Annotated in this window: 17 protein-coding genes; 5 read left to right on the top strand and 12 right to left on the bottom strand. The window is 69.8% G+C overall.

The window, feature by feature from the left end; translation table 11 throughout:
• Window positions 1-103 precede the first annotated feature (103 nt).
• The 5 genes from OHA11_RS31505 to hrcA form a co-directional block, all read right to left on the bottom strand.
• On the bottom strand, window positions 104-691 hold the full coding sequence (locus OHA11_RS31505) for a hypothetical protein (protein WP_266502189.1): 588 nt from the start codon (window positions 689-691) through the stop codon (window positions 104-106).
• Between the two features lie 258 nt (window positions 692-949).
• Window positions 950-1,696: a 16S rRNA (uracil(1498)-N(3))-methyltransferase gene (locus tag OHA11_RS31500; RefSeq protein WP_266502187.1), complete on the bottom strand. Its 747-nt coding sequence runs from the start codon at window positions 1,694-1,696 to the stop codon at window positions 950-952.
• On the bottom strand, window positions 1,693-2,805 hold the full coding sequence (locus tag OHA11_RS31495; protein ID WP_266502185.1) for a nitronate monooxygenase: 1,113 nt from the start codon (window positions 2,803-2,805) through the stop codon (window positions 1,693-1,695). The genes OHA11_RS31500 and OHA11_RS31495 overlap by 4 nt, the downstream gene beginning before the upstream one ends.
• Window positions 2,806-3,029: 224 nt before the next feature.
• Window positions 3,030-4,166 carry a molecular chaperone DnaJ gene (dnaJ, locus tag OHA11_RS31490; protein WP_266502183.1) on the bottom strand — a complete coding sequence of 379 codons (1,137 nt, stop codon included), beginning with the start codon at window positions 4,164-4,166 and terminating at the stop codon, window positions 3,030-3,032.
• Window positions 4,167-5,183: a heat-inducible transcriptional repressor HrcA gene (hrcA, locus tag OHA11_RS31485; protein WP_266502181.1), complete on the bottom strand. Its 1,017-nt coding sequence runs from the start codon at window positions 5,181-5,183 to the stop codon at window positions 4,167-4,169. It abuts the gene before it with no gap.
• A 270-nt stretch (window positions 5,184-5,453) separates the two neighbouring features.
• Here hrcA and OHA11_RS31480 point away from each other — a divergent pair, with 270 nt between their 5' ends.
• Window positions 5,454-6,320 carry an MBL fold metallo-hydrolase gene (locus tag OHA11_RS31480; RefSeq protein ID WP_266502179.1) on the top strand — a complete coding sequence of 289 codons (867 nt, stop codon included), beginning with the start codon at window positions 5,454-5,456 and terminating at the stop codon, window positions 6,318-6,320.
• A 45-nt stretch (window positions 6,321-6,365) separates the two neighbouring features.
• Window positions 6,366-7,169: a DUF3097 domain-containing protein gene (locus OHA11_RS31475; RefSeq protein WP_266502178.1), complete on the top strand. Its 804-nt coding sequence runs from the start codon at window positions 6,366-6,368 to the stop codon at window positions 7,167-7,169.
• 263 nt (window positions 7,170-7,432) lie between these two features.
• Here the strand turns inward: OHA11_RS31475 and hemW are convergent, their stop codons facing one another.
• Entirely contained in the window at window positions 7,433-8,665 is a 1,233-nt protein-coding gene (gene hemW, locus OHA11_RS31470) for a radical SAM family heme chaperone HemW (protein WP_266502177.1), read from the bottom strand.
• 73 nt (window positions 8,666-8,738) lie between these two features.
• Window positions 8,739-10,919, bottom strand: coding sequence for an ATP-binding SpoIIE family protein phosphatase (locus OHA11_RS31465; protein WP_266502176.1), 2,181 nt, complete (start codon window positions 10,917-10,919; stop codon window positions 8,739-8,741).
• A 133-nt stretch (window positions 10,920-11,052) separates the two neighbouring features.
• On the opposite strand from OHA11_RS31465, the gene OHA11_RS31460 reads away from it, so the two are divergent.
• Complete coding sequence (locus OHA11_RS31460) at window positions 11,053-15,231, top strand: HAMP domain-containing protein (protein WP_266502175.1); 4,179 nt, start codon at window positions 11,053-11,055, stop codon at window positions 15,229-15,231.
• An 18-nt stretch (window positions 15,232-15,249) separates the two neighbouring features.
• Window positions 15,250-15,834 (top strand): two-component system response regulator, encoded by a 585-nt coding sequence (locus OHA11_RS31455; RefSeq protein ID WP_266502174.1) that lies wholly within the window; start codon window positions 15,250-15,252, stop codon window positions 15,832-15,834.
• A gap of 30 nt (window positions 15,835-15,864) precedes the next feature.
• Here OHA11_RS31455 and OHA11_RS31450 read toward each other — a convergent pair whose 3' ends face one another.
• Complete coding sequence (locus OHA11_RS31450; RefSeq protein WP_266502173.1) at window positions 15,865-17,751, bottom strand: long-chain fatty acid--CoA ligase; 1,887 nt, start codon at window positions 17,749-17,751, stop codon at window positions 15,865-15,867.
• Window positions 17,752-18,257: 506 nt separating this feature from the next.
• Window positions 18,258-20,126, bottom strand: a complete 1,869-nt coding sequence (gene lepA / locus OHA11_RS31445) for a translation elongation factor 4 (protein ID WP_266502172.1) — start codon at window positions 20,124-20,126, stop codon at window positions 18,258-18,260.
• A 256-nt stretch (window positions 20,127-20,382) separates the two neighbouring features.
• Between lepA and rpsT the strand changes: the two genes are divergently transcribed.
• The gene (rpsT, locus tag OHA11_RS31440) at window positions 20,383-20,649 is read left to right on the top strand and encodes a 30S ribosomal protein S20 (protein ID WP_266502171.1); all 267 of its coding nucleotides are present in this window, start codon (window positions 20,383-20,385) and stop codon (window positions 20,647-20,649) included.
• A 386-nt stretch (window positions 20,650-21,035) separates the two neighbouring features.
• Here the strand turns inward: rpsT and holA are convergent, their stop codons facing one another.
• The 3 genes from holA to OHA11_RS31425 all read right to left on the bottom strand — a co-directional run bounded on the left by holA (window position 21,036) and on the right by OHA11_RS31425 (window position 23,738).
• Entirely contained in the window at window positions 21,036-22,022 is a 987-nt protein-coding gene (gene holA, locus OHA11_RS31435) for a DNA polymerase III subunit delta (protein WP_266502170.1), read from the bottom strand.
• A 502-nt stretch (window positions 22,023-22,524) separates the two neighbouring features.
• Window positions 22,525-22,770 carry a hypothetical protein gene (locus OHA11_RS31430; RefSeq protein WP_266502168.1) on the bottom strand — a complete coding sequence of 82 codons (246 nt, stop codon included), beginning with the start codon at window positions 22,768-22,770 and terminating at the stop codon, window positions 22,525-22,527.
• A gap of 86 nt (window positions 22,771-22,856) precedes the next feature.
• Entirely contained in the window at window positions 22,857-23,738 is an 882-nt protein-coding gene (locus OHA11_RS31425) for a YceI family protein (protein WP_266507599.1), read from the bottom strand.
• Window positions 23,739-23,742 lie beyond the last annotated feature (4 nt).

The following is a 23,742-nucleotide window of genomic DNA, read 5'->3' as shown; positions in this document are numbered from 1 at the left end:
GATCACTTCGCCGGGTGGATCCCTGGGCGGACCGCTCGGTGGATCACTCGGCAGATCCCTTGGCGGATCCCTTGGCAGATCCCTGAGCAGATCCCTTGGCGGATCACTTGCCCTGGAAGCACGAGCACGTGGGGTGCGGGGACACGGTGACGGTCCGGGTGACGGTGACGGTCGCCCCGGGCCGGTCGGCGGGCGGGGTCGTCCTGTGGTCGGCGGGCGGGGTCCATGGCTTCGTGGTGCTCGGCTTCGTGGTGCTCGGCGTACCCGCGGCGCAGTTCCCGAGCACGTCCGCCCGGAACCACTGCTTGCCGGCCACTTTGGCGGTCAGATCGCCCCGTACGCAGGCCCCGTTGATCTCCTGCGTCACCTTGCCCTTGATGGTGATCTCCCGCCCGTCCTTCGCCTCCCCGACGCAGTCGACGGTCGCGACACTCCGCACGCTCGGCGAGTTTCCGGTGGTCGGCCCCTTGTCCCCGTACGAGGCCGTGCAGCTGAGCCACTGCACGTCGACGCCCTGCTTCTCCAGTTCGCGGGTTCCTGCCTGGTCGGTCGTGATCGCCACGGCGGCGGTGCCCATGCCGCCGCCCGGTTCGCACGCCGCCGCGCCGAACACGGCCGCGACGGCGAGGCCTGCCGCGACCGGTCCCCGCCGCCGTCCCAGGCGACGCCGTATACGCCTCAATGCCCCCATGGACGGCAGCGTGCCACCCGTGAGCGGGCCGCGGTAGACGGCATGCGGCCACGATGTTCGCCCCCGCCGCCCCTACCCATTCCCGTCCCTTTCTGGGGGCTCCGCCCCCAGACCCCCGTATCGGCCTGAACGGCCTCGTCCTCAAACGCCGGACGGGCTGATAGTCAGCCCCTCCGGCGTTTGAGGAGCGGGGGTTCGGGGGCAGCGCCCCCGAGTAAGGGACGGGAATGGGTAGGGGCGGCGGGGGCGAAAAACCCCTCAGGACCAACGCCCCGTACGCCCCAGCAGCAACGCCACCGCCGCCGTCCCCGCGGTCGACGTCCGCAACACACTCCGCCCCAGCCGAAAGGCCCTCGCCCCGGCCTGCGCAAAGGCCTCCAACTCCTCCGGAGACACGCCCCCTTCGGGGCCGACGACGAGCACGATCCGCCCGGAGGAAGGGAGTTCGGCCACCGCGAGCGCCTCGCTCCCGTACCCCCGGTCCTCGTGCAACACCACCCCAAGGTCGGCTTTGGCGAGAAACGCGGCAACCTGCTTCGTCGTCATCGCGTCCGCGACCCGCGGAAACCGCACCCGCCGCGACTGCTTGCCCGCCTCGCGCGCAGTGGCCCGCCACTTCCCGAGCGCTTTGAGCCCCCGCTCGCCCTTCCACTGCGTGATGCAGCGGGACGCGGCCCAGGGGACTATCTCGTCGACGCCGGTCTCGGTCATGGTCTCGACGGCGAGTTCACCGCGGTCGCCCTTGGGGAGGGCCTGGACGACGGTGATACGGGGCGCCGGTTCGGCCTCCTCGCGCACCTCGGCGATGTCCGTGACCACGAGCCGGTCCTTGCCCTCGGCCGCCTTGACGACGCCCGCCGCCCAGCGCCCGTGTCCGTCGGTGAGGACGACGTCCTCGCCCGCCCGCAGCCGCTTCACACTCACGGCGTGCCGCCCCTCGGAGCCGTCGAGGACGAACTCGGGCCCGCCGGGCACCACGTCCACCACGAACACGGGGGCGGTCAACGGACGTTCCCCCCGCCCGGGTCGGAGGACCAGGAGGACCGGGAGGGCTGGGAGGACAACGCTGTCTTGGCGGCGGCGAGTTCGGCCGCGAGCACCTCGACCAGCTGCCCGGCGGGCAGCTCGCGCGCGAGCCGATGTCCCTGTCCCGCCCACAGCGCCATCCCCTGCGCGTCGCCCGCCTTGGCCGCCGCCTTGCGCAGCGCGGAGGTGAGGTGGTGGACGTCCGGGTAGGCGGCGGGCGCGTACGGACCGTGCTCGCGCATGAAGCGGTTCATCAGCCCGCGGGCGGGCCGGCCGGAGAAGGCGCGCGTCAACTCCGTACGTACGAAGAGGGGGTTGGTCAGCGCCTGCTTGTGCAGGGGGTTGGCGCCGGACTCCGGCGTGACGAGGAAGGCCGTGCCGAGCTGGGCGGCGCTCGCGCCGGCGGCGAGCGCGGCGGCGATCTGGCTGCCGCGCATGATGCCGCCGGCCGCGACGATCGGGATCCGCACGGTCTCGCGGACCTGCGCGATCAGCGAGAGCAGTCCGATGCCGGAGCCGTCGGCCTCCGTGTTGTCGCGGTGGGTGCCCTGGTGGCCGCCGGCCTCGACGCCCTGCACGATCACGGCGTCGGCGCCCGCCCACTGCACGGCCTGCGCCTCCTCGGCGGTGGTCGCCGTGACCAGCGTCAGCGTGCCGGCCCGGTTCAGGGACTCCAGGACGTCGCGCTTGGGGCAGCCGAAGTGGAAGGAGACGACCGGCACCGGGTTGTCGAGGAGTACGGCGAGCTTGGCGTCGTATCCGTCGTCGCGTCCGCTGTCGGGGTCGCCCAGTTCGGTCTCGTACCAGGCGGCCTCACCGGCGAGCTGATGGGCGTAGACCTTGACGGCGGCAGGGTCGGCATACTCGGGCTGTGGCATGAACAGGTTCACACCGAACGGACGGCTCGTGGCCCCCCGCAACTGCTTGATCTCCTGGTACATGCCGTCGGCCGTTTTGTACCCGGCGGCGAGAAAACCGAGCCCCCCGGCCTCGGACACGGCCGCTGCGAGCTGCGGCACGGAGACGCCGCCCGCCATGGGGGCCTGCACGATCGGCAGCGGGAAGAGATCGGTCAGCGCGGAGGACATGACGGCATGTTGTCACGTCCCCCGTACAAGTCCGAATCCGGCCTTCCCCCGGGCATAAGCCACGGGAATGGTCACGCGGGGAGGGTTTTCGCACCGCGCCACCCCAACCCACCCAGCCCGTCCGGCGCTTGAGGACGAGGCCGTTCAGGCCGATGCGGGGGCCTGGGGGGCGGAGCCCCCAGAAAGGACGGGAAGGGTAGCGGCGGCGGGGGCGAGAAAAGCCCTCAGCGCCCGTTGAACGCGTCCTTCAGACGCGAGAACAACCCCTGCTGCCCGGGCTGGAACTGCCCCGTGGGCCGCTCCTCCCCCCGCATCTGCGCCAGCTCCCGCAGCACCCGCTCCTGCTCGGGATCAAGCTTGGTAGGCGTCATGACCTCGACATGCACGATGAGATCCCCGCGCCCACCACCCCGCAGATGCGTGATCCCGCGCCCGTGCAACGGAACCGACTGCCCGGACTGGGTCCCCGGACGGATGTCGATCTCTTCCATCCCGTCGAGCGTCTCCAGCGGAACCTTCGTCCCGAGAGCCGCCGCGGTCATCGGAATCGTGACCGTGCAGTGCAGATCGTCGCCGCGCCGCTGGAAGGTCGAGTGCGGCAGCTCGTGGATCTCGACGTACAGGTCACCGGCGGGACCGCCGCCGGGCCCGACCTCGCCCTCGCCCGCGAGCTGGATCCGCGTGCCGTTGTCGACACCGGCGGGGATCTTCACGGTCAGGGTCCGGCGCGACCGCACCCGCCCGTCACCCGCGCACTCGGGGCACGGCGTCGGAACGACCGTCCCGAACCCCTGGCACTGCGGACACGGCCGGGACGTCATGACCTGGCCCAGGAAGGACCGGGTGACCTGGGACACCTCGCCTCGCCCGCGACACATGTCACAGGTCTGCGCGGAGGTGCCGGGTGCGGCGCCTTCGCCGCTGCACGTCGTACACACGACGGCCGTGTCGACCTGGATGTCCTTCGTCGTGCCGAAGGCCGCCTCGTCGAGGTCGATCTCCAGCCGGATCATCGCGTCCTGGCCGCGCCGCGTGCGCGACCGCGGGCCCCGCTGCGACGCCGTACCGAAGAAGGCGTCCATGATGTCCGAGAAGTTCCCGAACCCGCCGGCGCCGAAGCCGCCCGCGCCCTGGCCGCCCGCCTGGGACAGCGGGTCGCCGCCGAGGTCGTAGACCTGCTTCTTCTGCGGGTCCGACAACACCTCGTAGGCGGCGTTGATCTCCTTGAAGCGCTCCTGCGTCTTCGGATCGGGATTGACATCCGGATGCAGCTCGCGTGCGAGCCGCCGGAATGCCTTCTTGATCTCGTCCTGGGACGCATCGCGGCGCACGCCGAGTACGGCGTAATAGTCCGTGGCCACTTACGACTCCGCCAGGATCTGTCCGACGTACCGTGCCACCGCTCGTACCGCTCCCATCGTTCCGGGGTAATCCATGCGCGTCGGGCCGACCACGCCTAGTTTGGCTACTGCCTCGCCGCCCGAACCGTAGCCGACCGAGACGACGGACGTGGAGTTGAGTCCCTCATGGGCGTTCTCGTGACCGATCCGTACGGCCATGCCCGAATCATTGACCTCACCAAGGAGTTTGAGGAGAACGACCTGCTCCTCAAGGGCCTCCAGCACCGGACGGATAGTGAGGGGAAAGTCATGTCCGAAGCGGGTCAGATTGGCGGTGCCGCCGATCATCAGCCGCTCCTCGGTCTCCTCGACCAGGGTCTCCAGGAGAGTGGAGAGCACCGTCGCGACCGTACCCCGGTCGTCCGACTCGAAAGCATCGGGGAGATCCTGCACCAGCTGCGGGACGTCCGCGAAACGGCGGCCCGCGATCCGGCTGTTGAGCCGCGCGCGTAGATCCGCCACAGAGGCCTCCCCGAAGGGCGCCGGGCAGTCCACCATGCGCTGCTCGACCCGGCCGGTGTCCGTGATCAGTACGAGCATGACGCGGGCCGGGGCCAGCGACAGCAGCTCCACATGACGCACGGTCGAGCGGGTCAGTGACGGGTACTGCACGACGGCGACCTGCCGGGTGAGCTGCGCGAGGAGCCGGACGGTCCGCCCCACGACGTCGTCGAGATCGACGGCGCCGTCGAGGAAACTGTGGATCGCCCGCCGCTCCGGCGCGGTCATCGGCTTGACGCCCGCGAGCTTGTCGACGAAGAGACGGTAGCCCTTGTCCGTGGGGATCCGGCCGGCGCTGGTGTGCGGCTGGGCGATGAAGCCCTCGTCCTCAAGGACCGCCATGTCATTACGCACCGTGGCCGGGGAGACACCCAGCCGGTGGCGCTCCGTGAGCGCCTTGGAACCGACCGGCTCCTCCGTGCCCACGTAGTCCTGGACGATGGCGCGCAGCACCTCGAGCCTGCGTTCACTGAGCATCGCGCACACCTCCAGCTGGTCTTCCCCGCGGTCTTCGTGCGGTCTTCGATGCGGTCCTCGATCATCTTCGATCGCCTTGCCTGGCACTCAGCGCGCACGAGTGCCAGCATCCCCGGCCCAAGTGTACGGCCGGTAGGTACGGCGCGGGCAAGGACGGGCCTGCGATGTTGCGATGCCACGGCGACGTGCCCGGCGACGTGTACGGGGCTGTCCCGCTCTGTCCCGACTACTGTCTGCGCACTTCATGGGGCGTCGGGCTAGCGTCGGCGTATGAGGGTGACTTGGGAAGAGGCCGGGTGGGAGGAACTGGCTCCGCGGGTGGGGCGGTGCCGGCTTCCGGTGTGGGACTGCACGGCCGGGCTCGTGGTCGGCGAGGACGCGGCGCTCATGATCGACGCGGGGTCCGGGCTGCGGGAGGGCGCGCGGCTGCGTACGGAGGCGCGGCGGTTGCTCGGGGGCGGGCGGGTCACGCATCTCGCGCTCACCCACGCGCACTTCGACCACGTTTTCGGCGCGGCGGCGTTCGCGGGGGCCGAGGTCTTCGGGGCGGTGGGTCTTGAGCGGGTGCTCGCCGACGAACGGGACGGGCGGAACCGGCAGGACGGGCGGGACCGGCAGGACGAGGGGGACCGGCAGGACGAGGGGGACGGGCACGACGAGGGGGACGGGCACGACGGACGGGACGGGCAGGACGGGTTGCGGGCGGATGCCGTACGCAACGGCGCCGATCCGGGCGAGGCGGCCGAGGCGGCGGACCTCCTCGTCCGCCCCCGGCATCTCGTCTCCGGCGAGTGGACGCTCGACCTGGGCGGCGGCATCCAGGTCCTGCTGGCGAACGTCGGCCCCGGCCACACGGCCCACGACCTGGCGGTTCTCATCCCCGCACGTCCCGCAAGCCCCGGGGACCCCGCGACCGGCTCGCCTGAGATCGTCTTCTGCGGCGACCTGGTCGAGGAGTCGGGCGACCCCCAGGCAGGCCCGGACGCCGTCCCCTCCCGCTGGCCGGCGGCTCTGGACCGACTACTGGCCCTCGGGGGCGAGGAAGCGGTGTACGTACCCGGCCACGGGGCAGCGGTGGACGCCGGCTTCGTACGGGCCCAACGGGACGCGCTGGCACGGCGTTTCGGCGTGTCGTAGGGGGCCGGGCACACTCGGCGCGGACCGTCTCCTATCGTCATCCGAATGCGCCAGTACTCAGCGGACCTGACACCTCCGTGGAAGAAGCCCAAGCCCGTGCCCGAGGTCGCGGCGGAGCCGGGGCTCGTGGTCGAGGAGCCCGGCACCGGGTTCTGCGGTGCCGTGATCCGCTGCGAGGCGGGCACGGTCACCCTGGAGGATCGCTTCGGCAAACACCGGGTGTTTCCGCTGGAGCCACGGGGTTTCCTGCTGGAGGGGCGCGTGGTGACGCTGGTGCGCCCGTCGGCCGCGCCCGTACGCTCCACTCGTACGGCTTCGGGGTCGGTTGCCGTGCCCGGGGCCCGGGCACGGGTGGCCCGGGCGGGGCGCATCTACGTCGAGGGCCGCCACGACGCGGAACTGGTGGAACGGGTCTGGGGTGACGACCTCCGCATCGAGGGTGTCGTCGTCGAGTACCTGGAGGGCATCGACGATCTGCCCGCCATCGTCGACGAGTTCGGCCCCGGGGCGGATGCGCGGCTGGGGGTGCTGGTCGACCATCTCGTGCCCGGCACGAAGGAGTCGCGGATCGCGGAGGCGGTGACGAGCGAGTACGCGCTGGTCGTGGGGCACCCGTACATCGACGTCTGGGAGGCCGTGAAACCGGCGTCCGTGGGCATCCCCGGCTGGCCCCGCGTGCCGCGCGGGCAGGACTGGAAGACGGGGGTGTGCCGCGCACTGGGCTGGCCCGAGAACACGGGCGCGGCATGGCAGCGGATCCTGGGCTCGGTCCACTCGTACAGAGACCTGGAGCCGGAGCTACTGGGCCGCGTGGAGGAACTGATCGACTTCGTGACGGCAGCGGAGTGAGCGCGGCGGCCGTAGGGCTTTTTTTCGCCCCCGCCGCCCCTACCCATTCCCGTCGCTTCCTCTGGGGCCAGCCCCCGAACCCCCGCTCCTCAAACGCCAGAGGGGCTGATCTTCAGCCCGTCCGGCGTTTGAGGACGAGGCCGTTCAGGCCGACAGCGGGGGTCTGGGGGCGCAGCCCCCAGGAACGGGATGGTGGGGGTCCCCCCGCTCGAGCGAAGCCGAGAGTGGGGGAGGGTAGGGGCGGCGGGGGCGAGAAAAGGCCCTCAGTCCACCAGGTCACGCACCACCGCGTCCGCGAGCAACCGCCCCCGCAGGGTGAGCACCGCACTCCCGGCCTCGTACGGCTCAGGCTGGAGCAGGCCATCGGCCAACGCCCGCCGCGAGGCCGCAAGCCCGTCCGCGTGGAGCAGCCCCAGCGGCACACCCTCCCTCAGCCGAAGCTCCAGCAGGATCCGCTCCACCCGCCGGTCCTCCTCCGACAGGAGTTCCCGTCCCGCCCCGGGGGACCGACCCGCCGCGATGGCCCCCGCATACGCCCCCGGATGCTTGACGTTCCACCACCGCACACCCCCCACGTGGGAGTGGGCCCCGGGCCCCGCCCCCCACCAGTCGGCCCCCCGCCAGTACAACTCGTTGTGATTGCAACGCCCCGCGCCGGACGTGGCCCAGTTGGACACCTCGTACCAGGAGAACCCCGCCGCGGAGAGACGGTCCTCCGCGATGAGGTACCGGTCCGCGTGCACGTCGTCGTCCGTCATGGGAACCTCCCCGCGCCGGATGCGCCGCGCGAGCTGCGTCCCCTCCTCCACGATCAGGGCGTAGGCCGACACATGGTCGGGCCCGGCACCGATCGCCGCGTCGAGCGAGGCCCGCCAGTCGTCGTCGCTCTCACCGGGCGTGCCGTAGATGAGGTCGAGGTTGACGTGGTCGAACCCGGCCGCGCGGGCCTCGGCGACACACGCCTCGGGCCGGCCGGGCGTGTGCGTACGGTCCAGGACCTTGAGCACATGCTGCCGCGCGCTCTGCATGCCGAACGAGACGCGGTTGAACCCGCCCTGCCGGAGCGCGGCCAGATACGCCGGGTCCACCGACTCCGGGTTCGCCTCCGTCGTGATCTCCGCGTCCGCCGCGAGCCCGAACTCGTCCCGGATCGCCCCCAGCATCCGTACGAGATCGTCGGCGGCCAGCAGCGTGGGCGTACCGCCGCCGACGAAGACCGTGCGGACGGGCCGCGGGTCGTCGCCGAGGACCTTGCGGGCCAGGCGGATCTCGTCGATCAGGGTCGAGGCGTAGTTGTCGCGGGAGGCGAGCACGCCCCCCGAGCCGCGCAGCTCCGTCGCCGTGTACGTGTTGAAGTCGCAGTAGCCGCAGCGCGTCGCGCAGTACGGGACGTGGAGATAGAACCCGAGCGGACGGTCGGCCGCGCCGGCCAGGGCGTGCGCGGGCAGCGCCCCGTCGTCGGGGACGGGCTCACCGTCGGGAAGTGCGGAAGGCATGTACTCCATTGTCCAGCACCTTCGGCACTCCCCGCCCAGCCCCCTCTGGGGCCGCCCACTCCCCCTACTCCGCCTACTCCGCTTGCAGCACCAGCAGCGCCAGGTCGTCCTCCGGCGGCTTGCCGCCGAACTCGTGGACCAGGCGGCGGATCCGCTCCGCGATCAGTTCGGCGCTCAGGCCCGCGCATCCGGTGAGCGCGGCGGCGAGGCCGTCGTCGTCGTCGAACTGCCGGTGCCCGCTGCGGCGCTCGGTGACGCCGTCCGTGACGCACAGGAGGCTGTCGCCGGGACGCAGCTCGAAGGTCCCGCAGGCGTAGCTGGCGTCCTCGAAGACGCCGAGGAGGGTCTGCGGCTGACCCACCTCGGCGACCTTCCCGCACGGTTGCAGAAGCAACGGCAATGGATGCCCGGCGGAGGCGAGCGTGCAGCGCACTCCGCCGTCGAAGGGCACCAGCTCGCCGTAGAGGAGGGAGAGGAAACGGGTCTGCGGCCCCTCGTCCGCGAGCCCCGTGCCGCCCGCGGACACCAGGGCCCGGGCGGCAGCGTCGGCGGCCTCGGTCGCGTCGTCGAGGAGAAGCTGGTTGAGGCGGTCGAGGACGTCGGGCACCTCGTACCCCTCCCGGGCGAGGAGCCGCAGCCACGGCCGGGCGAGGCCGATCACCACGGCTGCCTCGGGGCCCTTGCCCTGTACGTCGCCGAGGGCGAAGCACCAGCGGCCGTCCCCGGCGGGGAAGAGATCGTAGAAGTCCCCGCTGGGTCCGCCCTTGTCGCACGGCTCGTAGACGAGCGCGCTGCGTACGCCGGGGATCTCGGCGACCGCCCCGGGCAGCAGTCCGCGCTGCAGTACGCGGCTGATGGTGGCCTGGCGCGCGTACTGCCGGGCCGCGCCGATGGCGAGCGCGACCCGTCGGCCGAGATCCTCGACGAGCCCCGTGATCTCGTCGGGGAAGCGGGTCTGCCCGGCCCGGCCGATGACCAGCGTGCCGAGCGGTCTGCCGCCCGCGATCAGGCGGAACGCGAGTGCCGATCCGCCTGTCGCCCGTGCTCCCAGCGCCTCGGCGGGCCACGGCACGGGTACGGGCCCCGCGCGGTCGGATTCGGGCAGTGCGGGCGGGTCCTTCTCCAGGAGCCTGCGCAGTTCCTCGATGCGGTTCTCGCTACCGTGCCAGACCCGGGCGAGCCGTGGCCCGCCGACGACGCCTCCGTCGGAGCGGCCCGGGGCCTCGTCCTCCAGCCACACCGCGCACCAGTCGGCGAGCCGCGGCACGAGCAGCTGCCCGGTGAGCGCGGCGACCAGGTCCTCGTCGAGCTGTCCGGCGAGCAGGTCGGAGGCCTCGGCGAGGAAGGAGAGGACGCCGCGGCTGCGCCAGTCCTGTTCCTGCATGCCGCGCCGGGGCGCGGGGGCGAGGATCTCGGCGGCCCGCTGCCCGCGCCGCAGCGCGTGTTCGCCGTCGTACGCCTCGGCCTCCGCCTCCTCGACGGTGGCGCTCCCGTCGACGGGCATGCGTGCCCACACGGTCTTGACGCCGGTGCGGTAGGTGATGCCCCAGGCTTCGGAGAGCGCGGAGACGAGATGCAGGCCCCGGCCGTACTCGACGGTGTCGTACGGCCGCTCGGCCCCGTCGTCGCGCACCACGCGCGCGGGGTGGTGGTCGGAGACCTCTATGACCAGGACACCGGAATCGGGTCCGGGCCTGGGTTCGGGGCCGGGCATGGGTTCGGGGCCAGAATCAGGCCCGAGTCCGGAATCACGTCCGAGTCCGGAATCAGGTCCCGGCCCGGCCTTGGAGCCGTTGCCCGAGCCGTCGTACGAGCCGTCGTACGAGCCGCTGCCGGAGCCGTCGTCCGGGATATCGGGCGAGCCGTCGTTCGAGGCGGCCATCCGCTCGGCACCCAAGCCCACATGCGCGGCACCGGAACCCCCCGGCGCGCCACCCGAGCCCACATACCCAGCCCCCGAACCCCCCTGCCCGGCCGCCGCGCAGTCCTCCCCGCAGCGGTCGAGCCGGCACAGCAGCTCCACGTCCGTGCCGGCGTGCACCACCGCGTTGGTGACGAGTTCGCTGACGACCACCATGGCGTCGGCGACGAGCAGGTCGGTGACGAACTCGGCGCCGGGCAGGGCGAGTTCGGTCCATTCGGCGAGCGCGGCGCGGACGAAGCGGCGGGCGGCGCCCGGCGCGAGAGGGTTGCCAGGCAAGGACGTACGTGCCACCGCCCGTGGGCGCACCCGCGCCTCAGGAGCACGGGACATGGACTCCCGTTGCGTCGGTATGGGCCCCACTGTGCGGCTCCCTGAGCAGTTCGGACGAATACGCCTCAGGCGATGCGGACAGAGTGACAGACTGGCCTCGCCCATAAGCGCCGAGTTACCGAAGTGGGCCACCATGAGTGAGAACAGTGCTACGCATGTGCTCGAAGACGGACAGATTCGGGCATCAGATCTGCGTCCTCTGCTCGCCGCCATGACCGCCGCCCGGGACGGGGACTTCAGCAAAGTGCCCGAGTCGGGTCACGGCCTGGCGGCCGAGCTGGTCACCGTGTTCAACCAGATCCTGGACCGCAGCCTGCACTTCAACTCCGAGGTGCAGCGCGTCCGCAGGGAGCTGGTGCGCCACGGCCGGCTGGACGAGCGGCTCTCCGCGAGCCCGGGGCAGGGCCACTGGACGACCAGGGTCAACGATGTGAACCAGCTGCTGGACGCGCTCGTCGCGCCGGCCGCCAACGCGACCCGCGTGCTCGACGCGGTGGCGGGCGGCGACCTGACCCAGCGCGTCGACCTGCACGACGGGAACCGCCAACTCCGGGGCGACCTGCGCCGGTTGGGCCGGACGGTCAACAAGATGGTCGACCAGCTGTCCCTGTTCACCGGCGAGGTGACCCGGGTGGCTCGCGAGGTCGGCACGGAGGGGCGGCTGGGCGGTCGAGCCAAGGTGACGGGCCTGTCGGGCAGTTGGCGGGACGTGACCGAGGCGGTGAACACGATGGCGTCCCGGCTGACGGCCCAGGTCCGTGACATCGCCCTGGTCACCACGGCGGTGGCGCGCGGCGACCTGACCCGCACGGTGACGGTCGAGGCGACCGGTGAGCTGCTCGAACTGAAGCTGACCGTGAACACGATGGTCGACCAGCTCTCCGCCTTCGCCGACGAAGTCACCCGCGTCGCCCGCGAAGTCGGTACCGAGGGCCAGTTGGGCGGCCGGGCGCAGGTGCGTGGTGTGTCGGGGGTCTGGAAGGACCTCACCGACAACGTCAACTTCATGGCCTCGAACCTGACTTCGCAGGTGCGGAACATCGCCCAGGTGACGACGGCCGTGGCCAACGGCGACCTGAGTCAGAAGATCACGGTCGACGCGAAGGGCGAGATCCTGGAGCTGAAGTCCACCATCAACACGATGGTCGACCAGCTCTCCGCCTTCGCCGACGAGGTCACCCGCGTCGCCCGCGAGGTGGGTACGGAAGGAAACCTGGGCGGGCGGGCGCAGGTGCGGGGCGTGTCCGGGGTCTGGAAGGACCTCACGGACAACGTCAACTTCATGGCGGACAACCTGACTTCGCAGGTCCGCAATATCGCGCTCGTCTCCACCGCCGTGGCCCAGGGCGACCTCGGCAAGAAGATCACGGTGGAGGCGAAGGGCGAGATCCTGGAGCTCAAGTCCACCATCAACACGATGGTCGACCAGCTCTCCGCCTTCGCCGACGAAGTCACCCGCGTCGCCCGCGAGGTCGGCACCGAAGGAAACCTCGGCGGGCAGGCCCAGGTGCGGGGCGTGTCCGGCGTCTGGAAAGACCTCACCGACAACGTCAACTTCATGGCCCTGAACCTGACTTCACAGGTGCGGAACATCGCCCAGGTCACCACCGCCGTGGCCAACGGCGACCTCTCCAAGAAGATCACCGTCGACGCGCGCGGCGAGATCCTGGAGCTGAAGGACACCGTCAACACGATGGTGGAGCAACTGCGCGCCTTCGCCGACGAGGTGACCCGCGTGGCCCGCGAGGTCGGCACCGACGGGCGGCTCGGCGGGCGCGCCCAGGTCCTCGGTGTGTCGGGTGTCTGGCGTGATCTGACCGACAACGTCAACTACATGGCGGACAACCTCACTTCACAGGTGCGGAACATCGCCCAGGTCACCACCGCCGTGGCCAACGGCGACCTCTCGAAGAAGATCGACGTCGACGCGCGCGGCGAGATCCTGGAGCTGAAGACCGCCATCAACACGATGGTCGACACGCTCTCCTCCTTCTCCTCCGAGGTGACCCGCGTGGCCCGTGAGGTCGGCTCCGAGGGCCAACTCGGCGGCCAGGCACGGGTCGAGGGCGTGTACGGCACCTGGAAGCGCCTGACGACGAACGTGAACGAGCTGGCGTCGAACCTCACCACCCAGGTGCGCGCGATCGCCGAGGTCGCCTCGGCCGTGGCCCAGGGCGACATGTCCCGTTCGATCAGCGTGGAGACACAGGGCGAGGTCGCCGAGCTGAAGGACAACATCAACCTGATGGTGTCCAACCTCCGCGAGACGACTCGCGCGAAGGACTGGCTGGAGTCGAACCTCGCCCGGCTGGCCGCGCTGATGCAGGGCCACCGCGACCTGATGGAGGTGGCCGACCTGCTGCTGCGCGAGCTGACCCCGCTGGTGAACGCCCAGTACGGCGCGTTCTTCCTGGCCGACCCGGACGAGGAGAGCGCCTCGCTCCCCACCACCGTTCCCACCAAAGGACTGGCGTTCATCGCCGGGTACGGCGCGGCACAGGGCACCACGGTCGAGACCGGCGGCCTCCCGGTGCACGGTCTGGCCCGGCAGGCGGCCCGCGAGAAGAAGCGGATCCTCGTCGAGGAGGCACCGCCCGGCTACATCAAGATCAACAGCGGGCTCGGCGAGGCGGCCCCCTCCAGCGTGGTCATCATCCCGATCCTCTTCGAGGACAAGCTCCTCGGGGTGATCGAGCTGGCCTCCTTCTCCCGCTTCTCCGATGTGCACCTGGCGTTCTTCGACCAGTTCGTGAACACCATCGCCGTCGCGATCAACACCATCATCGCCAACTCCCGTACGGAGTCCCTGCTCGGCGAGTCCCAGCGCCTCGCCATGCAGCTCCAGGAGCGCTCGGACGAACTCCAGATGCAGCAGGCCGAGTTGCAGCGCTCGAACGCCGAACTGGAGGAGAAGGCAGCGCTGTTGGCCACCAGTTCCCAGTACAAGTCGGAGTTCCTGGCGAACATGTCGCACGAGCTGCGCACCCCGCTCAACTCACTGCTGATCCTGGCCCGGCTGCTCTCCGACAACCCGGACGGTCATCTCTCCGACCAGGAGGTGCAGTTCGCGACGACGATCCACCGCTCGGGGTCCGACCTCCTCCAGCTCATCAACGACATCCTCGACCTGTCGAAGATCGAGGCCGGCCGGATGGACGTACGCCCGAAGAAGCTGCCGCTGATCAAGCTGCTCGACTACGTGCACGCCACGTTCCGGCCGCTCACGCTCGACCGGGGGCTCTCCTTCGAGGTGTCGGTCGGCGAGAACGTACCGCGGGAGATGTACTCGGACGAGCAGCGGCTCCAGCAGATCCTGCGCAACCTGCTCTCCAACGCGATCAAGTTCACCGCGACGGGCCGGGTCGAGCTGCGCGTCAACCGCGTCAAGGACCCCGAGCACCGCTACACCCGCGAGAACAGCGACGACGTGATCGCCTTCGCGGTGTCCGACACCGGCATCGGTATCGCCCCGGAGAAACTCCCGGTGATCTTCGAGGCGTTCCAGCAGGCCGACGGCACGACGAACCGCAAGTACGGCGGCACGGGACTCGGCCTGTCCATCAGCCGGGAGATCGCGGGCCTGCTGGGCGGCCGCATCATCGCCGAGAGCATGCCCGGCAAGGGTTCCACCTTCACGCTGTACGTGCCGGTCATCAGCCCCGGTCACACGGCGACCGGGCCCGGGTCGGAGGAGGAGGCGCCGCACCTGCCCGAGCAGCTGTCCTCCGAGCCCTTCACCGCCCACGACCAGCACGACGGCTGGCCCGCGCCCACCAAGCTGGAGGCGTGGACCTCCGGCCGGGCGGGACAGGTCCTGCCGGGGCGCCGGGTGTTGATCGTGGACGACGACATCCGCAACGTCTTCGCGCTCACCCATGTACTGGGCCGGGTCGGGATGCCCGTCCTGTACGCGGAGAACGGGCGCGAGGGAATCGAGACACTGGAGCGCAACCCCGACGTCGAACTCGTCCTGATGGACATCATGATGCCGGAGATGGACGGCTACGAGACCATCTCCGCCATCCGCCGCACCCCGCGCTGGACCGGACTTCCCATCGTCGCCCTCACCGCCAAGGCGATGCCGGGCGACCGCGAGAAGTCCATCGCGCGCGGTGCGAACGACTACGTACCCAAGCCGGTGGACGTCGATCAACTGCTGACCGTCGTCTGTGCGCTCCTGGACGTCGAGAGCACGGATGCCGAGGAGCAGGGCCTCTCCGTCGCGACCGGTACGTCGGAACCCGTCGGTTCCGACGCACCCGAACCCGTCGCGTCCCAGGAGCCCACCGTCTTCCCGCCGACGACCGAATGAGGCAGGCAATCAATCACCATGAGCACTGAAGGCTCGACAGACGAGCGCGCCAGCATACTCCTCGTGGACGACATGGAGGACAACCTGATCGCGCTGGAGGCCGTCCTGGGGTCCCTCAACGAGCCGCTCGTACGCGCCCGTTCCGGCGAGGAGGCGATGAAGGCGCTGCTGCGCCAGCGGTTCGCCGTCGTGCTGCTCGACATCCGGATGCCGGGCATGGACGGGTTCGAAACGGCCGCGAACATCAAGCGGCTCGACCAGACCAAGGACGTCCCGATCATCTTCCTGACCGGCACGGACTCCGACGCGGGGTACGCGTTCCGCGGGTACGCGACCGGCGCCGCCGACTATCTCACCAAGCCGTTCGACCCCTGGGTGCTGCGCGCCAAGGTGACCGTCTTCCTCGATCTGCACCGCAAGAACCGGCAGTTGGAGCGGATGCTCGCCCGCGAGCAGGCACAGTTCTACGAACTCGCCGACCGCCTGCACGCGATAGAGACCCATATGGCGACCAGCGATCTCAAGGACGTGGTCGAACTGCGCCACCACATACGCCACATGGAGGACCTACTGCGAGAAATGCGAAAGGGGCGGGGTCTGTGACCCCGCCCCCACACACAACGCTTCGCCGGGCTACGCCTCGCGCGACCCCGCGTACATCTCGTCGATCAGGTGCTTGTACTCCCGCTCCACGACCGGGCGCTTCAGCTTCAGGCTGGGCGTCAGTTCGCCGTGTTCGATGTCGAGGTCGCGGGGGAGGATCTTGAACTTCTTGATGGTCTGCCAGCGCTGGAGGCCCTCGTTGAGCGACTTGACGTGGCCGGCGATGAGCTCGGTCGTCGCGGGGGCGGCGACGACCTCGGCGTACGACTTGCCCGACAGGCCGTTGTCCGCGGCCCACGCGAGGATGGACGGCTCGTCGAGGGCGATGAGCGCGGTGCAGAAGTTCCGGTCGGCGCCGTGCACGAGGATGTTGGAGACGTACGGGCAGACCGCCTTGAACTGGCCCTCGACCTCGGCGGGCGCGATGTACTTGCCGCCCGAGGTCTTGATGAGGTCCTTCTTGCGGTCCGTGATGCGGAGGTAGCCGTCGGGGGACAGCTCGCCGATGTCGCCCGTGTGGAGCCAGCCGTCCGATTCCAGCACCTCGGCCGTCTTCTCCGGCAGCCCGTGGTAGCCCTCCATGATGCCGGGGCTGCGCAGCAGGATCTCGCCGTCGTCCGCGATGCGCACCTCGGTGCCGGGCAGCGGCTTGCCGACCGTGCCCGTGCGGTACGCCTCACCCGGGTTGACGAAGGAGGCGGCGGACGACTCCGTGAGGCCGTAGCCCTCCAGGATGTGGATGCCGGCGCCCGCGAAGAAGTAGCCGATCTCGGGCGCGAGGGCCGCCGACCCGGAGACGCAGGCGCGCAGGTTGCCGCCGAAGGCCTCGCGGATCTTGGCGAAGACGAGCGCGTCCGCGACCTTGTGCTTGGCGGAAAGGCCGAAGGGGGCGGAGGCGACGCCGGTGCGGCGGAAGGTGTCCTGCGTGGTCTTCGCGTACTCGCGGGAGACCCCGGCCGCCCACTGGAAGATCTTGTACTTGGCGTCGCCGCCCGCCCGCGCCTTGGCCGCGACCCCGTTGTAGACCTTCTCGAAGATGCGGGGCACGGCCGCCATGTACGTCGGCCGCACCACCGGCAGATTCTCGATGATCTTGTCCACGCGGCCGTCGACGGCGGTGACGTGCCCGACCTCGATATGGCCGGACGTGAGCACCTTGCCGAAGACGTGCGCGAGCGGCAGCCACAGGTACTGCACGTCGTGAGCTTGGAGCAGCCCGGTCGCGCCGATGGCCTTCGCCATGTACGACCAGTTGTCGTGCGGCAGCCGGACGCCCTTGGGGCGGCCCGTGGTGCCGGAGGTGTAGATGAGGGTCGCGAGCTGGTCCTTGGTGATCGCCCCGACCTTCTCCTTGATCAGGTCGGGGTTCTTCTCCAGGTAGGCGGTGCCGCGGGTCTCCAGCTCGGCGAGGGTGAGGACCCACTCGCCGTCCTCCGGTGAAGGCTCCACGCCGGTCGGGTCGATCACCACGACATGGGTCAGCGCGGGCAGGTCGGCGCGCTTCTCGCGCGCCTTGGCGAGCTGTTCGGCGTCCTCCGCGATCAGGATCTTGCTGTCGGAGTCGGACAGGATGAAGGCCGACTCCTCCGCGTTCGTCTGCGGGTACACGGTCGTCGTCGCCGCGCCCGCGCACATGATGCCGAGGTCGGCGAGGATCCAGTCGGCGCGGGTCGAGGAGGCGAGCGCCACGCGCTGCTCCGGCTGCACACCGAGTTCGATCAGACCGGCGGCGATCGCGTAGACCCGGTCGGCCGCCTGTGCCCAGCTCAGCGACTTCCAGTCGTCCGGGCCCTCGCCCGAGGCGGGCGGTACGGGGTAGCGGTAGGCCTCCGCGTCCGGCGTCGCCGCCACCCGCTCCAGGAAGAGGGCCGCCACGGACGGCGGACGGTTCTCGATCAGGGTCTGTGTGTCGCTCACGACATCCTCCGGGGCCCGCGACAGTGCGTGTGGCTGGCTCATTGCGGTTGACTCTGGCGGTTGGCTCTGACAGTTCGCCCAGGGGCGGTTGGTGCTGGTGACTCAGGAGCGTTTCGTACGGATGGTTCAGGAGCGTTTCGTACGGGTGGTTCAGGAGCGTTTCGTACGGATGGTTCAGGAGCGTTTCGTACGGATGGTTCAGGAGCGTCTGCTGCGGGTGCCTCAGGAGCCTTTGGTGCTGATGACTCACGTGCGACTGGCTCGGTGCACTCGTTGTTTAACTCACGAGTAACCACGAGTGGTGATCAGAGTAAAGCCCGTCCGCCCGGTGCGTAAGGGGCGGCGTGTTGTCACTTCCCACAGAGCGTGGGCGGAACGCCCACAGAGCGTAGACGGAACACGGCGGTCCGCGGACGGAATGCGGCGGTCCGGAAACACCGCGGGCCCGCCGCGCGAAAGCGCGACGGGCCCGTGATTGCACGGCCGACCGATGACCCAAGGGGTGGCTACTTCTTGGCCTTGCCCGAGCCGACACTGTCATCACTGGACAGAACGGCGATGAAGGCCTCTTGCGGAACCTCCACAGAGCCCACCATCTTCATCCGCTTCTTGCCCTCCTTCTGCTTCTCCAGCAGCTTCCGCTTACGGGAGATATCGCCGCCGTAGCACTTGGCGAGGACGTCCTTGCGGATGGCGCGGATGGTCTCGCGGGCGATGACCCGGGAGCCGATGGCCGCCTGGATGGGAATCTCGAAGGCCTGGCGCGGAATGAGCTCGCGCAGCTTGGCCACGAGCCGTACGCCGTACGCGTACGCCGCGTCCTTGTGCGTGACGGCGGAGAAGGCGTCGACGCGGTCGCCGTGGAGCAGGATGTCGACCTTCACCAGCGAGGCGTCCTGCTCGCCGGTGGGCTCGTAGTCCAGGGAGGCGTACCCGCGGGTCTTGGACTTCAGGTTGTCGAAGAAGTCGAAGACGATCTCGGCGAGGGGAAGCGTGTAGCGGATCTCGACCCGGTCCTCCGACAGATAGTCCATGCCGAGGAGAGTGCCGCGGCGGGTCTGGCAGAGTTCCATGATCGAGCCGATGAACTCGCTGGGAGCGAGGATCGTGGCCCGGACGACCGGCTCGAAGACCTTGTCGATCTTGCCCTCGGGGAACTCGCTCGGGTTGGTGACCGTGTGCTCCTTTCCGTCCTCCATGTTCACGCGGTAGACCACGTTGGGCGCGGTGGCGATGAGTTCGAGGTTGAACTCGCGCTCCAGGCGCTCACGGATGACATCGAGGTGCAGCAGGCCGAGGAAGCCGACACGGAAGCCGAAGCCGAGGGCCGCGGACGTCTCCGGCTCGTAGACCAGGGCGGCGTCGTTGAGCTGGAGCTTGTCCAGCGCCTCGCGAAGGTCGGGGTAGTCCGAGCCGTCCAGCGGATACAGACCGGAAAAAACCATCGGCTTGGGGTCCTTGTACCCGCCGAGGGCCTCGGTGGCGCCCTTGTCCTTGCTGGTGATGGTGTCACCGACCTTGGACTGACGGACGTCCTTCACGCCGGTGATGATGTAGCCCACCTCGCCGACGCCGATGCCGTCGGCCGGCGTCATCTCGGGGGACGAGACGCCGATCTCCAGAAGCTCGTGCGTGGCGCCGGTCGACATCATCTTGATGCGCTCGCGCTTGCTGAGCTGCCCGTCGATGACACGTACGTACGTGACCACACCCCGGTACGAGTCATAGACGGAGTCGAAGATCATCGCGCGAGCGGGCGCGTCGGCGACCCCGACCGGGGCCGGAACGTCGCGGACGACCCGGTCCAGGAGCGCGTCCACACCGATACCGGTCTTCGCCGAGACCTTGAGCACGTCCTCCGGCTGGCAGCCGATGAGATTGGCCAGCTCCTCGGAGAACTTCTCCGGCTGAGCGGCCGGCAGGTCGATCTTGTTCAGTACGGGGATGATCTTGAGGTCGTTCTCCATCGCCAGGTAGAGGTTGGCGAGAGTCTGCGCCTCGATACCCTGAGCGGCGTCGACGAGGAGAACGGTCCCCTCGCAGGCGGCTAGCGACCGGGAGACCTCATACGTGAAGTCCACGTGCCCGGGGGTGTCGATCATGTTGAGGATGTGGGTGTTGCCCGGATCCTCGGACGGTGCCCAGGGCAGCCGGACCGCCTGGGACTTGATCGTGATGCCACGCTCGCGCTCGATGTCCATCCGGTCGAGGTACTGAGCACGCATCTGCCGCTGCTCGACCACCCCGGTCAGCTGGAGCATGCGGTCGGCGAGCGTGGACTTGCCGTGGTCGATGTGCGCGATGATGCAGAAATTGCGGATCAGAGCCGGGGCGGTGCGGCTCGGCTCGGGCACATTGTTAGGGGTCGCGGGCACGCAGGGTCCTGTCTCTTGAGGCGCCTGTCGCCTCGGGTCGGATCGATACGTAGGCTCCATGGTCCCATGGGCGGGGGCATGCGACCGGTTTGGGCCACTCGTGCGGTGACTGGTAGCCTGAACAGCTGTGTCTCATGCCCTCTCTGCAGGAGACACATCCTCAAGAAACCAAACGGTGCACGAGGCGAGTCCGTGAGGCGTATTTCCGTTTCCCGTCCCTCGTTTCTCGCGTACCAGAACCTGAGAAGGCTCATTCGTGGCGAACATCAAGTCCCAGATCAAGCGGATCAAGACCAATGAGAAGGCTCGGCTGCGCAACAAGGCCGTCAAGTCTTCGCTGAAGACCGCGATCCGCAAGGCCCGTGAGGCTGCTGCCGCGGGTGACGTCGAGACGGCCACGGCGGCCGCGCGCGAGGCTTCACGCAAGCTGGACAAGGCTGTCTCGAAGGGCGTCATCCACAAGAACCAGGCCGCCAACAAGAAGTCGGCGCTTGCTTCCAAGGTCGCTTCGCTCCAGGGCTGACCTCACTTGATTTGACCGCCGGACGGACCTGAGCGGGCCCTCTCTCATCCGCTCCCGCCCGGCAACCCGACTCGTACGCGGCCTGCGTTCGCCACGCGGGTACGAGTCCCAGCACCAACCGAGGCCCCGACCACTCGCCCTTCCCGGGACGAGGGGTTGGGGCCTTTGGGCTTTTCAGCCCGTCCGACGTTTGAGGACGAGGCCGTTCAGGCCGACAGCGGGGGACTGGGGGCGCAGCCCCCAGAAAGGGACGATGGGGGTCCCCCCGCTCATGGGGGTCCCCCCGCTCGAGCGAAGCCGAGAGTGGGGGAGAAGCCGAGAGTGGGGGAGAAGCCGAGAGTGGGGGAGGGTAGGGGCGGCGGGGGCGGGAAAGAGCCCGGCAGTGGCTACCCCTGGCGGGAGCGTGCCGCTCGGGCGATGGCGACGACGGCCTTTTCCAGGGCGTACTCGGGATCGTCACCGCCCCCCTTGACCCCGGCGTCGGCCTCCGCCACCGCGCGCAGCGCGACGGAAACCCCGTCCGGAGTCCACCCCCGCATCTGCTGCCGCACCCGATCAATCTTCCAGGGCGGCATCCCCAGCTCCCGGGCAAGATCGGCAGGCCGCCCACCCCGAGCGGACGACAACTTCCCGATGGCCCGAACACCCTGCGCCAACGCACTCGTGATCAGAACAGGGGCGACCCCGGTCGACAACGACCACCGCAGAGCCTCCAACGCCTCCGCCGCCCGCCCCTCAACCGCCCGGTCGGCCACCGTGAAGCTGGAAGCCTCCGCACGTCCCGTGTAGTACCGCCCGACAACGGCCTCGTCGATCGTCCCCTCGATGTCCGAGACGAGCTGCGTCACGGCGGACGCCAGCTCCCGCAGATCGCTCCCGATGGAATCGACAAGGGCCTGGCAGGCCTCAGGCGTGGCGGACCGCCCCAGCGCCCGGAACTCGCTCCGCACGAACGCCAGCCGATCCGCCGGCTTCGTCATCTTGGGACAGGCGATCTCCCGCGCACCCGCCTTGCGCGCGGCATCGAGCAGCCCCTTGCCCTTGGCCGCACCCGCGTGCAACAGCACGAGCGTGATCTCCTCGGCGGGGGCGCCCAGATACCCCTTCACGTCCTTGATCGTGTCGGCCGACAGGTCCTGTGCGTTGCGCACCACGACGACCTTGCGCTCCGCGAAGAGCGACGGACTGGTCAGCTCGGCGAGCGTGCCCGGCTGCACCTGGTCCGACGTGAGATCCCGTACGTCCGTGTCCGCGTCGGCGGCCCGCGCGGCGGCCACCACCTCCTGCACGGCACGGTCGAGCAGGAGATCCTCCTGGCCGACGGCGATCGTGACAGGGGCGAGCGGATTGTCGTTTGCAGAGTTCCTGGCCATCGCACTCAAGCATCCCACGCACCACTGACAACGAACTCCGACCGCCGACGGTGAAGCGAATCGTCCAGCAAGGAGTGGACTTGCCGGAGGGCGAAACGGGCAGCCGGAGCGCAAGGCCGACGGCCATAGACGGCACCGACGGCACCGACGGCCGAAGGCTGAGCCGATGCCCGTAGGTAGTCACCGACGACTGGGAGTGGCCGACGAGCGTAGGTTGGACCGGCGGCGTGGTGGCCCGGCCGCACAGAGGCCCAGCGGCGGGCTGGCCCGGCCACACGGAGACTCAGCGGCCTGCTGGTCCGGCTCTGGCCATGCAGAGAGCCGACGCCCGTGAACAAGCCAACGTCCATGCGGTGGCCGACGACCGCGGCAGCGGCGGCAGCGCTGTGGTGGCTGTAAATGTGGCTGCCGCAGCGGCAGTGGGGGTGGCGGTGGCGGTGGCGGTGGCGGTAACCGTGGTTATCGCAGCCGCAGTGGCAGTGGCAGTGGCGACCGCACTGACCTACGGCTCCTCCCGCCACCCATCCCACTCCCCCGCGAACTCGTCCAACTCCTTCGCGTCGAGCCGCCCGTCCCCGTCCCGCAGGACCAGCAGCCACTGCGCGTCCTCGGCATCGTCCTCGCCGGCCAAGGCGTCCCGTACGAGTTGCGGCTCCTCGTCGAGGGCGAACCGCTCTCCGAGCGCCTCCGCCGCCTCCTGCGCGGCATCGCGGTCGGGCAGGACCAGTACATGTCTCACGTCGCTCACACGGCTATTTTCCGGTACGCGGGCGGGGCTCAGCACCGAGGGCGGGCGGCCACCGAAACACCAGGTCAGCCCTTGGGCACGACAGGTCAGCCCTTGGGCACGATCTGTACGTCCAGATTGACCCTGATGCTCGGGCCGACCACGGCGATGCCCCGGGCCAGCATCGTCTGCCAGCTCACCGTGAAGTCGTCGCGGCGCAGTTCGGTGGACGCCCGGCAGGCCGCCCGTACCTCCCCCTCCATGCCGTTGCCGACGCCGAGATACTCCGTGTCGAGCGTGATCGTCCGCGTCACCCCGTGCAGCGACAGCGCCCCGGTGACCGCCCACCGGTTGCCGCCCCGGTGCGCGAACCGGTCGCTGTAGAACTCCAGCGTCGGAAACCGGTCGACATCCAGAAAGTCCGCGGACCGCAGATGGTCGTCCCGCATCTTCACGTTGGTGTCGATGGACGACGCGTCGATCACCACATGCATGGCCGACTCCTCGGGGCGCTCGGCCAGCCGTATCGCCCCGGCGAAGCTGTTGAACCGGCCACGCACCTTGGCCAGCCCGATGTGCCGGGCGGTGAACCCGATCGAGGAGTGCGCCGGCTCGATCTCCCAGTCGCCCGGCCGGGGCAGCGCCGGTGGCCGGGCTACCTGCAGCGTCACTTCGCCGAGCGAGGCCAGCGCGTTCTCGGCCACTGTGGCGTTCGCCCGGTGCGGGGCGTATCCCTCGGCCGACACCGCGAGCCGGTACTCGCCGGCGGGCAGCGTCACCGTGAAGGACCCGAACGGATCCAGCCCGCCGCCGACCACTTTTCGCCCCGCCGCGTCCGTGACGACGAACTCGGCATGCGGCACCGGCTGGTTGACCGGATCCAGTACCCGGCAGGTGAGCACTCCGGCCCCGTCCGGCATCGGCACCGCGGCGAGCCGATCCCCCCGTTGCACTCGGTTCGTGCGGTTCCTCATCCAGCTGCCGACCATCTGC

Source organism: Streptomyces sp. NBC_00878 (assembly GCF_026341515.1).
In the GTDB taxonomy this organism is placed as follows: domain Bacteria; phylum Actinomycetota; class Actinomycetes; order Streptomycetales; family Streptomycetaceae; genus Streptomyces.
The sequence above is the reverse complement of the archived record's forward strand: the minus strand, read 5'-3'. Positions and strand labels throughout refer to the sequence as shown.

Coding starts and splice junctions, on each gene's coding strand:
- OHA11_RS31505 (WP_266502189.1), bottom strand. CDS start 691: ATGGGGGCATTGAGGCGTATACGGCGTCGCCTGGGACGGCGGCGGGGA.
- OHA11_RS31495 (WP_266502185.1), bottom strand. CDS start 2,805: ATGTCCTCCGCGCTGACCGATCTCTTCCCGCTGCCGATCGTGCAGGCC.
- hrcA (WP_266502181.1), bottom strand. CDS start 5,183: ATGCTCAGTGAACGCAGGCTCGAGGTGCTGCGCGCCATCGTCCAGGAC.
- OHA11_RS31480 (WP_266502179.1), top strand. CDS start 5,454: ATGAGGGTGACTTGGGAAGAGGCCGGGTGGGAGGAACTGGCTCCGCGG.
- OHA11_RS31475 (WP_266502178.1), top strand. CDS start 6,366: ATGCGCCAGTACTCAGCGGACCTGACACCTCCGTGGAAGAAGCCCAAG.
- hemW (WP_266502177.1), bottom strand. CDS start 8,665: ATGCCTTCCGCACTTCCCGACGGTGAGCCCGTCCCCGACGACGGGGCG.
- OHA11_RS31465 (WP_266502176.1), bottom strand. CDS start 10,919: ATGTCCCGTGCTCCTGAGGCGCGGGTGCGCCCACGGGCGGTGGCACGT.
- OHA11_RS31460 (WP_266502175.1), top strand. CDS start 11,053: ATGAGTGAGAACAGTGCTACGCATGTGCTCGAAGACGGACAGATTCGG.
- OHA11_RS31455 (WP_266502174.1), top strand. CDS start 15,250: ATGAGCACTGAAGGCTCGACAGACGAGCGCGCCAGCATACTCCTCGTG.
- holA (WP_266502170.1), bottom strand. CDS start 22,022: ATGGCCAGGAACTCTGCAAACGACAATCCGCTCGCCCCTGTCACGATC.
- OHA11_RS31425 (WP_266507599.1), bottom strand. CDS start 23,738: ATGGTCGGCAGCTGGATGAGGAACCGCACGAACCGAGTGCAACGGGGG.